Source organism: Stutzerimonas chloritidismutans (genome assembly GCF_051486945.1).
In the GTDB taxonomy this organism is placed as follows: domain Bacteria; phylum Pseudomonadota; class Gammaproteobacteria; order Pseudomonadales; family Pseudomonadaceae; genus Stutzerimonas; species Stutzerimonas chloritidismutans_B.
Genome location: NZ_JAHVDX010000001.1, coordinates 166967 through 181606 on the forward strand (window position 1 = coordinate 166967; position 14640 = coordinate 181606).

At 61.9% G+C, this 14640-nt stretch carries 8 protein-coding genes; all 8 read left to right on the forward strand.

All coding sequences use genetic code 11. From position 1 onward, the window contains the following. Position 1: 1 nt before the first annotated feature. The 8 genes from ligD to glgB all read left to right on the forward strand — a co-directional run bounded on the left by ligD (position 2) and on the right by glgB (position 14621). A complete protein-coding gene (gene ligD, locus KXR72_RS00680; RefSeq protein ID WP_437419216.1) occupies positions 2–922 on the forward strand; it encodes a non-homologous end-joining DNA ligase in 921 nt (306 codons plus the stop codon). A 156-nt stretch (positions 923–1078) separates the two neighbouring features. After that, the gene (fdnG, locus tag KXR72_RS00685) at positions 1079–4153 is read left to right on the forward strand and encodes a formate dehydrogenase-N subunit alpha (protein ID WP_437420345.1); all 3075 of its coding nucleotides are present in this window, start codon (positions 1079–1081) and stop codon (positions 4151–4153) included. Next, entirely contained in the window at positions 4153–5088 is a 936-nt protein-coding gene (fdxH, locus tag KXR72_RS00690) for a formate dehydrogenase subunit beta (protein WP_437419217.1), read from the forward strand. Before fdnG ends, fdxH begins: the two co-directional genes overlap by 1 nt. Further along, complete coding sequence (locus KXR72_RS00695) at positions 5085–5777, forward strand: formate dehydrogenase subunit gamma (protein WP_437419218.1); 693 nt, start codon at positions 5085–5087, stop codon at positions 5775–5777. Before fdxH ends, KXR72_RS00695 begins: the two co-directional genes overlap by 4 nt. Before the next feature lie 45 nt (positions 5778–5822). After that, the gene (gene fdhE / locus KXR72_RS00700) at positions 5823–6713 is read left to right on the forward strand and encodes a formate dehydrogenase accessory protein FdhE (RefSeq protein ID WP_437420346.1); all 891 of its coding nucleotides are present in this window, start codon (positions 5823–5825) and stop codon (positions 6711–6713) included. A 222-nt stretch (positions 6714–6935) separates the two neighbouring features. Then, positions 6936–8948 carry an alpha-1,4-glucan--maltose-1-phosphate maltosyltransferase gene (locus KXR72_RS00705; RefSeq protein WP_437419219.1) on the forward strand — a complete coding sequence of 671 codons (2013 nt, stop codon included), beginning with the start codon at positions 6936–6938 and terminating at the stop codon, positions 8946–8948. Between the two features lie 136 nt (positions 8949–9084). Next, positions 9085–12408 carry a maltose alpha-D-glucosyltransferase gene (treS, locus tag KXR72_RS00710; RefSeq protein ID WP_437419220.1) on the forward strand — a complete coding sequence of 1108 codons (3324 nt, stop codon included), beginning with the start codon at positions 9085–9087 and terminating at the stop codon, positions 12406–12408. Then, positions 12405–14621, forward strand: coding sequence for a 1,4-alpha-glucan branching protein GlgB (gene glgB, locus KXR72_RS00715; RefSeq protein WP_437419221.1), 2217 nt, complete (start codon positions 12405–12407; stop codon positions 14619–14621). The genes treS and glgB overlap by 4 nt, the downstream gene beginning before the upstream one ends. Positions 14622–14640 lie beyond the last annotated feature (19 nt).

The window sequence follows — 14640 nt, forward strand, 5'->3', positions numbered from 1 at the left end:
CATGCCCGCGAAGCCCGGCAAGGCCCGCCCCGAGGTGGGCGGCATTGGTATCAGCAACCCCCAGCGCGTCATCGATTCGCACAGCGGCGCCACCAAGCTGCAACTCGCCGAGTATTACCTGGCCGTTGGCGATCGGTTGATGCCGCATCTGGCCGGCCGCCCACTGTCCATCGTCCGCGCTCCGGATGGGGTGGACGGCGAAAGCTTTTTCCAGCGGCATTGCGGCCGGTTGAAGATGCCGCACATGAAGGTACTGCCCAAGTCGCTCGATCCGGAACATGCCCGCCTGATCCAGGCCGACAGCGTGACGGCCATTGTCGAGGCGTCACAAATGGGCACGGTCGAGTTTCACACCTGGAATGCCCATAGCGACCGCATCGATCGGCCGGATCGCCTGGTATTCGATCTCGATCCCGATCCCGAGCTGCCCTGGGCGCGAATGATCGAGGCGACGTGCCTGACGCTGGACTTGCTCGATAGCCTAGGGCTGCGCGCGTTCCTAAAGACCAGTGGTGGGCGTGGCATGCATGTGGTGGTGCCAATCGACCGGCGCAGCAGCTGGGAATGCGCCAGTGAATTCGCCCGCGCCGTGACCGTTCGGCTGACCAAGGAATCCCCCGAGCGGATCGTGGCCAAGATGGGGCCCAAGAACCGGGTCGGCAAGATCTTCGTCGACTACCTGCGCAACCAGCGCGGTGCCAGCACCGTCGCGGCGTATTCCGCGCGCGCGAGGGCTGGCCTGCCGGTGTCGATGCCCGTGCGCCGCGACGAGCTGGAAAGCCTGGGCGCGGCCAACCGCTGGACCATTCTCAACGTCCATGAGCGTTTAGACGCGCTCGAGCGGGACCCCTGGGCCGATTTCGGCTCGATCCGCCAATCACTCTCCAGCCGCCTGCTCGCATCGGTCACCGGTCGCGAGTAGCAGGAGAAAACTTTCCATCGCCAGATCATCGGCTAGCCTTGTGGTAGCGCAGCCGTATGCGCATGCCTTGTCGCGCTGGAGGAACCATCCCAGAGAGGCTGGAGTCGATTGATCCGATGAGGCAGACATAACAAGTAGCAGGAGATACCGATGACCGTGCGAGTATCCCGGCGACAGTTCCTGAAGTTCGGTGCGGCCGGTGTGGGCGCCTCGAGCATGGCAATGATGGGATTTGCGCCTGATGAAGCCGTCGCGTCGATACGTCACTTCAAACTGACCGGCGCCAAAATTACCCGCAACATCTGCACCTACTGCTCGGTGGGTTGCGGCATGTTGCTGTACGCACGTGGGGACGGTGCGGCCAATGTGGTCGACGAGATCTACCATGTCGAAGGCGACCCAGACCACCCGGTCAGCCGCGGCTCGCTCTGCCCACGGGGCGCGGGCGTGCTGGATTTCATCAAGAGCGAATCACGGGTGAAATACCCCGAAGTTCGCGAGCCTTACACCAACGAGTGGAAGCGCATCAGTTGGGAAGAGGCTTACAGCCGCATCGCCCGGCACATGAAGGATGACCGCGATCGTAATTTCGAGACGCACGACGAGCAGGGCAGGTTGGTCAACCGTTGGATGACGACCTCGATGGTGGCGGCCTCGGCCTGCACCAACGAAACGGCCTATCTGACGCAGAAGATCACCCGCGCGCTCGGCATCCTCAAACTGGACAACCAGGCGCGCGTCTGACACGGACCAACGGTGGCAGGTCTTGCCCCAACATTTGGTCGCGGTGCCATGACGAACCACTGGACCGACATTGCCAACGCCAATGTCATCCTGTCCATGGGCGGCAACTCCGCTGAAGCGCACCCTGTCGGTTTCCGCTGGGTAATCAAAGCCAAGGAACGCAGCAATGCGATCCTGATCTCCATCGACCCGCGGTTTAACCGCACCACGGCGGTGGCGGACTATCACGCCTGGCTACGGACAGGGACGGATATCGCCTTTCTCGGCGGTTTCATCAACTACCTGATCGAAACCGACCGCTACGCCCACGAGTACGTGCTCGAGTACACCGATGCGAGCCTCATCGTAGCCGAGGGCTTCGGCTTTCATGAAGGCTTGTTCACCGGCTACAACCCGGACAAGCACAACTACGACCGCAAGACATGGAACTTCGAGCTCGACGAAAACGGCTTCGCCCGTCGCGACGTGAGCTTGCAGAACCCACGCTGCGTCTTCCAGCTGCTACGCCAGCACTACAGCCGCTACACGGTCGACCAGGTCGAGAACATCTGTGGGATGCCGAAGGAGACGGTCCTGCAGCTATGGGACCTGATGGCGCAGACCTCGGCCCCCGACAAAACGATGACCATCCTGTACGCGCTTGGCTGGACGCAGCACACCATCGGGTCGCAGATCATCCGCTGCGGCGCCATGGTTCAGCTACTGCTCGGCAACATGGGTATGCCCGGCGGCGGCGTGAACGCGCTGCGTGGGCATTCCAACATCCAGGGCCTGACCGACATCGGTCTACTGTCGAACCTGTTGCCGGGCTACATGAACCTGCCGTCGGTGAATCTGCAGTCGTATCAGGACTACATGAAGACCCGCGTCAAGCTGCCGTTACTCGAAGGCGAGGTGTCGTACTGGAAGTTCTACGAGCGCTTCTTCGTCAGCCTGATGAAGGACTGGTATGGCGACGTCGCGACCCAGGAAAACAACTGGTGCTACGACTGGCTGCCCAAGCTCTCGGAACCGATCTACGACGTGCTGTATGCCGTAAACGACATGACGCTGGGCAAGATGACGGGCGCCTTCTGCCAAGGCTTCAACATCCTTGCGGCGTTCCCGAACAAGGCGAAGGTGTTCGATGGCCTGTCGAAGCTCAAGTACCTGGTGATCATGGATCCGCTGAAGGTCGAGACAGGCGAGTTCTGGAAGAACTTCGGCGAATACCACGATGTCGACCCGTCGCAGATCGCGACTGAAGTGTTCCGGCTGCCAACGACCTGTTTCGCCGAAGACGATGGCTCGATTACCAACAGCTCTCGTTGGCTTCAATGGCATGAGAAGGCAGCACCTGGGCCAGGCGAGGCGATGACCGACACGGAAATTCTCGCTGAGGTCTTCCTGCGCCTGAGGGAGATGTACAAAGAAGAGGGCGGAGCCTTCCCGGATCCGATCCTGAATCTCACCTGGAATTACAAGGATCCGGATTTCCCGAAAGCCCACGAGCTGGCCATGGAGTACAACGGCCGGGCGCTTGCGGACATTACGGACGACGCTGGCAATGTCATCCGGCGCGAGGGCGAGCAGCTGAAGGATTTCAGCGAGCTGCGCGCGGATGGTTCTACCGCCTGCGGCTGCTGGATCTACTCCGGCGCCTGGCCGCAGGAAGGCAACATGATGGCGCGGCGGGACAATGCCGACCCATACAACACCGGCAACACGCTCGGTTGGGCATGGGCCTGGCCGATGAACCGCCGGTTGCTCTACAACCGCGCCTCCGCTCGGCCCGATGGCACGCCTTGGGCGCCGAACAAGGCGTTCGTCTGGTGGAACGGTGAGCGCTGGACCGGTGCCGATGTGCCGGACTTCCCGATCAACTCGCCACCATCACAGGGCGTACGGCCGTTCATCGTGACGCAGACGGGCGGCGGTCATTTTTTCGCCTGTGAGTGGCTCAACGAAGGCCCGTTCCCTGAACACTACGAGCCGATGGAGAGCCCGATCGATCGCAATCCATTGAACCCGGACAACCCGCTGGCACTGCACAATCCGGCGGTGCGGGTGTTCGAGCAGGACCGTGACTCGTTCGGCAGCAACAAGGAGTTCCCGTACGCGGCGACTACCTACCGCCTCACTGAGCATTTCCATTACTGGACGACCCATGTGCGCCTCAACGCCATCGCCCAGCCGGAGAAATTCATTGAGATGAGCGAGGTGCTGGCTAGCGAGCTGGGCATCGTGGCAGGGGAGCGCGTGCGCGTCACATCCAAGCGCGGCTACATCACGGCGGTTGCCGTGGTGACGAAACGCATGGTGCCGTTGCAGATCGATGGTCGCACCGTGCATCAGATCGGCATTCCCATCCACTGGGGGTTCAAGGGCGTCGCGAAGAAGGCGCACTTGACCAACACCCTGACGCCTTTCGTGGGTGACGGGAATACCCAGACACCAGAGTTCAAGTCGTTCCTGGTGAACGTGGAGAAAATCGGAGGTGCCGTCTGATGCGAGGCGACCAGATCAACCTGCAGAACATCATCGCCCGATCGGCCACGACGACCCCCTCGCCGCAGGTGCGGCACGGGGGCGTCGAGAAGGTCACCAAACTAATCGACGTCTCCGTGTGCATCGGCTGCAAGGCCTGCCAGGTGGCATGTTCGGAATGGAATGACCTGCGTGACGACGTCGGTGAATGCGATGGCACCTACAACAACCCTCAGGACTTATCGCCGGAGTCGTTCGAGGTCATGCGCTTTTCCGAATACGAGGACGAGCAGGGCAACCTCGAGTGGCTGATCCGTAAGGACAACTGCATGCATTGCGCCGAGCCGGGTTGCCTCAAGGCCTGCCCTTCGCCTGGCGCCATCGTGCAGTACGCCAACGGCATCGTGGACTTCAACTCCGAGCACTGTATTGGTTGCGGTTACTGTGTGGCCGGCTGCCCGTTCGATATTCCCCGGATATCGAAAAAAGACAACAAGGCCTACAAATGCACGCTGTGCTCCGACCGCGTTTATCACGGGCTGGAGCCCGCATGCGTCAAGAGCTGCCCGACCTCGGCGATCATGTTCGGCACCAAGGAAGACATGCTCGACTACGGCGCGCACCGGGTCGAACACCTCAAGGGCCGGGGATACGAGAACGCCGGGATTTATGACCCAGCGGGCGTAGGCGGCACCCACGTGGTGTACGTGTTGCAGCACGCCGACAAGCCGGAGATCTACAGCGGCCTGCCGAAAGACCCGCACATCAGCCCGACGGTGGAGCTGTGGAAGGGTGTGACCAAGCCGATCATGTCCGTGGCGCTCGGCATGTCGGTGCTGGCCGGCTTCTTCCACTACGTCATGAAGGGGCCGAAGGAGGAGCCGGAGGATGATCCCGATCCCGAGCTCGCTGCGGCCGATCGCGACCTCGACCGGCGCGGGGAGGACAGGTTATGAGCCATTCGAACGTCAAGCACGGCATCCTGCGGTACGGCTGGTGGACGCGCGTCAACCACTGGCTGATCGCGATCAGCTTCGTGCTGCTCGTGCTCAGCGGGCTGGCTTTGTTCTACCCGGCGTTCTTCGGCCTGACAGCGCTGTTCGGCGGGCCGGAACCTACGCGCATCGTGCACCCCTACATCGGAGTGTTCATGTCGCTGTTCTTCGTCATCCAGGCGGTGCGCTTTTTTCGCGACAACCTAATCCGCCGGCATGATGTTCAGTGGGTAAAGCAGATCCGTGACGTGCTGGGCAACCGTGACGAGCGGCTGCCGCCGGTAGGCAAGAACAACGCCGGGCAGAAGCTCGTCTATTGGATCTTCCTCGCCACGGTACCGGTGCTGCTCGTGACCGGTTTCGTGCTGTGGCGGCCCTGGATCGCCGATGACATGCCGGTTTGGGCACTGCGTTGGGCGGTGACTATCCATGCCTACACGGCCTTCATCGCGATCATCACGCTGGTGATCCATATCTACTCGGCAATCTGGGTGAAGGGCTCGATCAGGGCCATGACGCAGGGTCGGGTAAGCCACGCCTGGGCGCGGCATCATCACGGCCTGTGGTATGACGAAGTGCGCCGCAAGGAAGGCTATGACGATCCGGGTGGTCTGTCGCCGAACCGCGACGTGCCGTCCAAACGAACCTGAGGAGCAGTAGTGAACCACACCTATGGAAGTGCGCCGTCCGGGATCATGGAGGCGCCGTATGTGGTACTTCCGGATGCCAAGTTGTTCAGCAAGCGTGCCACTCGCCTGCGCGAGCTGGTCGAACAGGTGCCACCGCTTGATGAGTTTCTGGCCTTCATGGCGCGTGTCGTACAGGCCCAGCACCAGGTGCTGACCGAGCATGAGCCAGCCTGGCGCCCCCAGGCGGATGCGTTCGACAGGGCGCTCGAACACGGCATGCCGCCGCTGGGCTTCACGGCTTTGCGGCGCGACGTTCGCTGGCAGGACGATCTCAATGCCATGCTCGATGCGATGGAGTTACACATTGGCGAACGCCAGCGGCCTTTTATCGACGCCCTGCGCCACAAAGACAGCGCCGCGCTGGATGCCCTGGCTGAAACGGTATTTGAGGCCAACTCTGGAGACGAGACCACGCGGCCCTTGTTGCCGCTGGTGGCCGCGGCTTTGCAGGTGAGCTGGGCTCGGCTGGCGATAAGCCTGCCACGCCCACCCGAGCGGCCGACGGGCGAAGCCCGCGCCTTGTGCCCGACCTGTGGCTCGGCACCGGTAGCCAGCGTGGTGCATAACGAACGGCATCGCAGCGGTGTGCGGTATCTGCACTGCTCCTTGTGCGCGACAGAATGGCATCTGGAACGCGTCAAGTGCAGTGTCTGCGACAGTGGCGGCAAGCTCCTTTATGTCGAACTGAAGGACGAGCACGGTAAGGCCGTGCTGCCAGTGCAGGCCGAGACCTGCGACGGCTGCCACAGCTACTTGAAGCTGATGCAGCGAGAGATTCATGGCCGCGCAGACCCCATCGCCGATGACTTGGCCAGTCTCGCCCTCGACATGCTCCTGGCCGAGCAGGGCACCTATGCCCGCACTGGCTACAACCCGCTGTTGATTCCTGGCGACTGAAGCAGCATCAGCGAGCGCTGCAGCCGCCCGCTCGCTGACAAGCCTGGCAGCGCCCACCTCTCTGACCATGGCTATTAACAGGCGAAACGGCTCTGCGTCAGGCGGTAGCGGTCGCCTGGGCTGAACTTTTGTCGCGTGTATTGGTTCGGAAGAACAGAGCCCGAGAAAGCCCGTCATCGCGGGTTTTCCCTTCGCACCGATCACGCGTCAGGAGCCCGTTCGATGAGCGATGCACAGCCCCAAGCCCCAATTCATCCCCGACTGGAACAAGCACTGCGCACCCCACGTATCGCCATCGAGGCGATCCAGCCAACGCTCGAAGGCGGGCGTTTTGCGGCCAAGGCAATCATTGGCCACCCAGTAACCGTCACCGCCAAGATTTTTGCCGACGGCCACGACCAGCTCGCCGCCAGCATCTGCTGGCGGATGAAGGGCGAGGACGGCTGGCGGCGCGCACGGCTCAAGCTGCTCGGCAACGACAGTTGGGAAGGGCAGTTCACGCCGACCCAGGTCGCCACGCATGAATTCATGATCGAAGCCTGGTGGGATGTCTACGAGACCTACCGTTACGAACTCTCGAAAAAGCACGCCGCCGGTGTACCCGTGCAGCTTGAACTTCAAGAGGGGCGTCTTCTTCTGGAGCAGGCGATATCGCGGGCGCAAGGCGAAACCCGCGCAACGCTAGAGGATTTGCTACACCGGTTGGACTCGGCACACCTCGACGACGAGCGGGTTTCGGTGATGCTCGCGGGCGAAACGGCTGCCGCCATGGTCGATGCCGACTCACGTTCGCACCTCAGCCAGACCCATAACTTCCCGCTGGAAGTGGAGCGGCCGTTGGCACAGTTCGCGAGCTGGTACGAGCTGTTCCCGCGTTCGGAGACCGACGATCCGAACCGCCACGGCACCTTTCGTGACGTCCACAAGCGGCTTCCCTCGATCCGCGACATGGGGTTCGACGTGCTCTACTTCCCGCCGATCCATCCTATCGGCCGCAAGCATCGCAAGGGACGTAACAACAGCCTGGAGGCCGGGCCGAACGATCCTGGCAGCCCTTACGCCATTGGTAGCGAAGCCGGCGGGCACGATGCGATTCATCCCGAGTTGGGCACGTTGGATGATTTCCGCGAACTGGTCCGTGCGTCGCGCGAACACGGGCTCGAAATCGCGCTCGATTTCGCCATCCAATGTTCGCAAGACCACCCCTGGCTGAACGAACACCCGGGCTGGTTCTCCTGGCGGCCGGACGGCACCATCAAGTACGCCGAGAACCCGCCCAAGAAGTACCAGGACATCGTCAACGTCGACTTCTACGCCGAAGACGCCATGCCCGGCCTCTGGATCGCCCTGCGCGACGTCGTCTGGCATTGGGTGGAGCAGGGCGTGAAGATCTTCCGCGTCGACAACCCGCACACCAAGCCGTTGCCGTTCTGGGAATGGCTGATCGCCGATATCCGCGAACGCGACCCGGACGTGATGTTCCTCTCTGAGGCCTTCACCAAGCCGGCGATGATGGCGCGGCTCGGCAAGGTCGGTTTCAACCAGAGCTACACCTACTTCACCTGGCGAAACAACAAGGCCGAGCTGAGCGAGTACTTCACGGAGCTGAACCAGCACCCGCTGCGCGACTGTTATCGGCCAAACTTCTTCGTCAATACCCCGGATATCAATCCCTTCTTCCTGCATGACTCCGGTCGGCCCGGCTTTCTGATCCGTGCGGCGTTGGCGACCATGGGCTCTGGCCTGTGGGGTATGTATTCCGGCTTTGAGCTGTGCGAGTCCGCGCCGATCCCAGGCAAGGAGGAATACCTCAACTCCGAGAAATACGAGATCCGTCCGCGCGATTATCACGCCCCGGGAAATATCGTCGCCGAGATCGCTCAGCTCAACCGCATCCGCCGCCAGAACCCGGCGCTGCAGACTCATCTCGGCTTCCAGGCCTACACGGCCTACAACGACAACATTCTTTACTTCGGCAAGCGCACCCCGGATCGCAAGAACTTCATCCTGGTCGCCATCAGCCTTGACCCGCACAACGCTCAGGAAGCGCATTTCGAACTTCCGCTCTGGGAGCTGGGCCTGCCAGATCATGCCGAAACTCGCGGCGAAGACCTCATGAACGGGCACCGCTGGACCTGGTACGGCAAGACTCAATGGATGCGCATCGAGCCGTGGCACCTGCCTTTCGGCATCTGGCGGATATCGTCAGATGCGATGAATCCCGACTTAAAGTGATTTATTAAGAAGGAAGAAGAACGCTAACAACTTCAGTGGCATGCGTGGCTTTCTTGATAGCGATTAGAGCCTGCCAGTCGCTGACTGCTTTTCGCCCTTGCAGCTGGCGGGGCGAAGCGGAACAGGGGAATGAGACATGGCGAGAGCACGTAAACCGGCGGCCTTCATCAAAGACCCCCTCTGGTACAAAGACGCGGTGGTGTATCAGGTCCACCTCAAGTCTTTCTTCGACTCCAACAACGATGGCGTCGGTGATTTCGAGGGCTTGATCGATAAGCTCGATTACATCGCTGATCTCGGCGTGAACACGATTTGGCTGTTGCCGTTCTACCCCTCGCCGCGCCGTGACGACGGCTACGACATCGCGGAATACCGTGGCGTGCATTCAGACTACGGCACCATGGCCGATGCCAAGCGTTTCATTGCCGAGGCACACAAGCGCGGGCTGCGCGTCATCACCGAACTGGTGATCAACCACACCTCGGACCAGCATCCCTGGTTCCAGCGCGCGCGCAAGGCCAAGAAGGGGTCGGCGGCACGCAACTTCTACGTCTGGTCCGATACGGACGACAAATACCAAGGCACCCGGATCATCTTCCTCGACACCGAGAAGTCCAACTGGACGTGGGATCCAGTCGCCAAGCAGTACTTCTGGCACCGCTTCTACTCGCATCAGCCGGACCTCAACTTCGACAACCCGCAAGTCATGAAGGCTGTGCTCAGCGTCATGCGCTACTGGCTGGATTTGGGGATCGATGGGCTTCGGCTGGACGCGATTCCGTATCTGGTCGAGCGCGACGGCACCAATAACGAGAACCTGCCCGAGACCCATGCGGTGCTCAAGCAGATCCGCGCCGAAATCGACGCCAACTACCCGGATCGGATGTTGCTCGCCGAGGCCAACCAGTGGCCGGAAGACACCCAACTGTACTTCGGCGGGGAAGACGGTGGGCTCGGCGACGAGTGCCACATGGCGTTCCATTTCCCGTTGATGCCGCGCATGTATATGGCGCTGGCCCAGGAGGACCGTTTTCCGATTACGGACATCCTTCGGCAGACGCCCGATATTCCCGAGAACTGTCAGTGGGCGATCTTCCTGCGCAACCACGATGAGCTGACGCTGGAAATGGTCACCGACCGCGAACGCGACTATCTCTGGAACTACTACGCCAGTGACAAGCGCGCACGCATTAACCTCGGTATCCGCAGGCGCCTGGCGCCGCTGCTCGAACGCGACCGCAGACGCATCGAACTGCTGAACAGCTTGCTGCTTTCGATGCCCGGTACGCCGGTGATCTATTACGGCGACGAGATCGGTATGGGGGACAACATCTTCCTCGGCGACCGCGACGGGGTGCGCACGCCCATGCAATGGTCGCTGGACCGAAACGGAGGCTTCTCCCGCGCGGACCCGCCGAGCCTCGTACTGCCACCGATCATGGACCCGCTGTACGGCTACCAGGCGATCAACGTCGAGGCGCAGCAGCGCGACCCGCATTCGCTGCTTAACTGGACGCGGCGCCTGCTCTCGATCCGCAAGCAGTTCAAGGCCTTCGGGCGCGGCACGCTGAAGATGCTGGCACCCAGCAACCGCAGAATTCTTGCTTACCTGCGCGAATTCACGGGGCCGACCGGCGAAACGGAAGTGATCTTCTGCGTCGCCAACGTTTCGCGTTCGGCCCAGGCGGCAGAACTCGAACTGTCGCATTACGCCGGAATGGTGCCTGTCGAGATGGTTGGGGGCAGCGCATTTCCGCCCATCGGCCAACTGCCGTACCTGCTCACGCTGCCTCCCTATGGCTTTTATTGGTTCCAGCTGGCGACCAGTCACCAAATGCCCAGCTGGCACCAGGAACCGGTGGAAACCATGCCCGACTTCCAGACGTTGGTACTCAAGCGCCTGGATGCGCTCAATACATCGAACAAGCGCATCCTGGAGACCGAGTCACTGCCGGCCTACCTGCCCAAGCGTCGCTGGTTCGCCAGCAAGGACGCGCCGATCGATTCGATCAAGATCTGCTACAGCGTGCCTTTTGGTGATCCGCAACGCCCGGTGCTGCTCAGCGAGATTTCTGTAGAGTCCGGCGGGCGCACCGATCTGTACCAGCTGCCGCTGGGTTTCCTCGACGAAGACGACTTCGACATCGCGCTGCCTCAACAACTGGCGATGGCGCGGGTGCGCCGTGGCCCCCAGGTCGGGTTGCTGACCGACGCCTTTGCGCTCAAACAGTTCGTGCTGGGCGTAATTCAGGCGCTGCGAGAGGAGCGGGTGCTCCCGTGCGGCGACGGCGAGATTCGCTTTCAGCCGATGCCGCAGCTGGCGGACATCGAACTGCCGGAGGACGCCGAAGTGCGCTACCTCACGGCCGAGCAGTCGAACAGTTCGGCCATCATCGACAGCAGCATGATGATCAAGGTGTTGCGCCGGGTTTCGGCGGGCATGCACCCTGAGTTGGAGATGGGCAGTTTCCTTACCGAGCAAGGCTTTACGCACATCTCGGCGATGCTCGGGCAGGTCAGCCGGTTCGACAAGAACGGCGAGCCGCACGCGCTGATGGTCGTGCAGCGTTTTCTCGATAACCAAGGCGACGCATGGGAGTGGACGCTCAATACGCTGGACCGGGCGGTACGTGACCAGATTGCTGGCGGCGTGTCCCTGCACGAAAACCAGTACAGCGCGCTGGAAGAACTGGAGGCCTTCAATCGCCTGCTTGGCCAGCGCCTCGGCGAGATGCACATGGCGCTCGCGGTCAAGACTGACAACCCGGCCTTCGCCGGTGAGCAAACCAAGGCCGCCGATGCGAAGGAATGGACGCAATCCATCTCGGCGCAAGTCGAGCGTGCACTGGACCTGTTGCAGGATCGGCGCGGCGATCTTGACCGCAAGGCCGCCGCTCAGGTTGACCAGCTGCTCGGCCAACGCAAAGCCTTGCTCGGCGAAGTAAAGCGCCTGGCCGACCGAACCCTGGGCGGGTTGCGCACGCGGGTGCACGGCGACCTGCACCTCGGGCAAATCCTTGTCGCGCAGGGCGATGCCTATTTCATCGACTTCGAAGGCGAGCCCGCCCGTTCGCTGGAAGAGCGGCGCGCCAAGCTGAGCCCCTTCAAGGATGTTTCTGGCGTGCTTCGGTCCTTCGAATATGCCACCGCCATGGCACTGCGAAACGCGCAGATAAGCGATAGCTCCGAAGAAGCCAACCAGGCGCGGCGCAACATATCCGACACCTACCGGCAGAGCGCGCGGCGGGTGTTCCTCGAGGCTTACCGCGAAGCGACGGCAAAAATGCCGCATGCCTGGAAGGACGCTGCCGGTGCCGATGCGGCCCTTGCCCTGTTCAGCATCGAAAAGACTGCATATGAAGTGGCGTACGAGGCAGAGAACCGTCCGGCCTGGCTGTCGGTTCCATTGCAGGGATTGGCCGAGCTGGCACAACAGATTTCCGATGGAGGTTCCCAATGAGTGATCGACCGGTCGTGACCATGCCCGGAGAAAACCTGCTGCCAACTGACGCTGACGTTGACGCGCTGGTGCGCGCGGAACATGGCGATCCGTTTTCCATTCTCGGGCCACACCCGGACGGAGACGGCATGATGGTACGGGCTTACTTGCCCAACGCGCTCGGCGCCGAAGTCCTGGACCGCAGCGGAACCCGTGTGCTCGCCGCCATGGAGCAAGGCCAGGCGCCGGGCTTCTTATTCACCCGGCTGGCCAACCAGCAGCCTTATCTGTTGCGGATTCGTTGGGCCGGGGGTGAGCAAGTCACCGAAGACCCGTTCAGCTTCGGCCCGCAGCTGGGCGAGATGGACATGTATCTGTTTTCCGAGGGCAACCACCGGGAGATCGGGCGTGTCTTCGGCGCTCAGCCGATGGAAGTCGACGGGGTGCAAGGCGTGCGGTTTGCCGTCTGGGCGCCAAATGCGCGGCGCGTCTCGGTAGTAGGCGATTTCAACGCCTGGGATGGTCGTCGCCACCCGATGCGCTTGCGCTTCCCGTCTGGCGTCTGGGAAATTTTCATACCTCGCCTACAGCCTGGCGATCGCTATAAGTACGAGATCCTGGGCCAGCACGGCATCCTGCCCTTGAAGGCGGACCCCATCGCGCTTGCGACCGAGATGCCACCGGGCACCGCCTCGGTGATCGCCAGCCCGCTGGATTACGTATGGAAGGACCAGGCCTGGCTGGAGCAACGCCAGGCGCGTCACGCTTACCAGGCGCCCATGAGCATCTACGAGCTGCACGCAGGGTCATGGCGCCGCGAGGGGGGCGACGATGGGCGCCTTTACGACTGGCACGAGCTCGCCGAACGGTTGATTCCCTATGTGGTGGACATGGGTTTCACTCATATCGAACTCATGCCGATCATGGAGCATCCCTTTGGGGGCTCGTGGGGCTACCAGCTGCTCTCGCAGTTTGCGCCGAGCGCGCGCTACGGCACCGCGCATGACTTCGCCGCGTTCGTCGATGCCTGCCACAACGCCGGTATCGGCGTGATCCTGGATTGGGTACCGGCGCATTTTCCAACCGACGCCCATGGCCTCGGCGAATTCGACGGCACCGCGCTGTACGAATACGCGCACCCCTTCGAAGGGTTCCACCAGGATTGGGATACCTACATCTACAACCTGGGACGCACCGAGGTGCACGGCTTCATGCTGGCCTCCGCGCTGCACTGGCTGCGTGAATTTCACGTCGATGCGCTGCGTGTCGATGCGGTTGCGTCGATGCTTTACCGCGACTATTCGCGCAAAGAAGGCGAGTGGATTCCCAACCGTCACGGTGGGCGCGAGAACCTGGAAGCGATCGACTTCCTGCGCCACCTGAACGACGTGGTTGCGACCGAGACGCCCGGCGCTCTGGTGATTGCCGAGGAATCGACGGCCTTTCCCGGCGTGAGCAAGCCTACATCCGAGGGCGGGCTTGGCTTTGCCTACAAGTGGAACATGGGCTGGATGCACGACACCTTGAAGTACATCGAGGAGGACCCGATCCACCGGCAGTACCACCACGACAAGCTGACGTTCGGCATGGTCTACGCCTACTCGGAGCACTTCGTGCTGCCGATTTCCCACGATGAAGTCGTGCACGGCAAGGGTTCGCTGATCGACAAGATGCCGGGTGACCGCTGGCAGAAGTTTGCCAATCTTCGCTCGTACCTGACCTTCATGTGGACTCACCCCGGTAAGAAACTGCTGTTCATGGGCGCGGAGTTCGGTCAGTGGCGCGAATGGAGCCATGATCGCGAGCTGGACTGGCATCTGCTCGACGAGGCCGATCACCGCGGCGCTCAGAACCTGGTGCGCGACCTCAACCGCTTGTACGTGGAAGAGCAGGCGCTCCATGAGCTCGATACCGACCCAGCGGGCTTTCAATGGCTGATCGGCGACGACCGCACCAATAGTGTGTTCGCCTGGTTGCGCAGAAACTCGGCAGGTGAACCGTTGCTGGTGGTCGGTAACTTCACGCCGGTGGTACGCGAGGGGTACCGTGTTGGCGTACCGGTCGACTGCCGTTGGCAGGAGATCTTCAACAGCGACGCCGAATGCTACGGTGGTTCCAATGTGGGTAACGGCGGCAGCATGGCCGCCGAGCCTGTGGAGGCGCACGGCGAGCAAGTCTCGCTGTCACTCACGTTGCCGCCGCTGGGCGTGATCATCCTTCGACCGCAGGGCTGATCCAAGCGGGGTAAAAAAG

Coding starts and splice junctions, on each gene's coding strand:
- fdhE (WP_437420346.1), top strand. CDS start 5,823: ATGGAGGCGCCGTATGTGGTACTTCCGGATGCCAAGTTGTTCAGCAAG.
- fdxH (WP_437419217.1), top strand. CDS start 4,153: ATGCGAGGCGACCAGATCAACCTGCAGAACATCATCGCCCGATCGGCC.
- KXR72_RS00695 (WP_437419218.1), top strand. CDS start 5,085: ATGAGCCATTCGAACGTCAAGCACGGCATCCTGCGGTACGGCTGGTGG.
- ligD (WP_437419216.1), top strand. CDS start 2: ATGCCCGCGAAGCCCGGCAAGGCCCGCCCCGAGGTGGGCGGCATTGGT.
- KXR72_RS00705 (WP_437419219.1), top strand. CDS start 6,936: ATGAGCGATGCACAGCCCCAAGCCCCAATTCATCCCCGACTGGAACAA.
- treS (WP_437419220.1), top strand. CDS start 9,085: ATGGCGAGAGCACGTAAACCGGCGGCCTTCATCAAAGACCCCCTCTGG.
- glgB (WP_437419221.1), top strand. CDS start 12,405: ATGAGTGATCGACCGGTCGTGACCATGCCCGGAGAAAACCTGCTGCCA.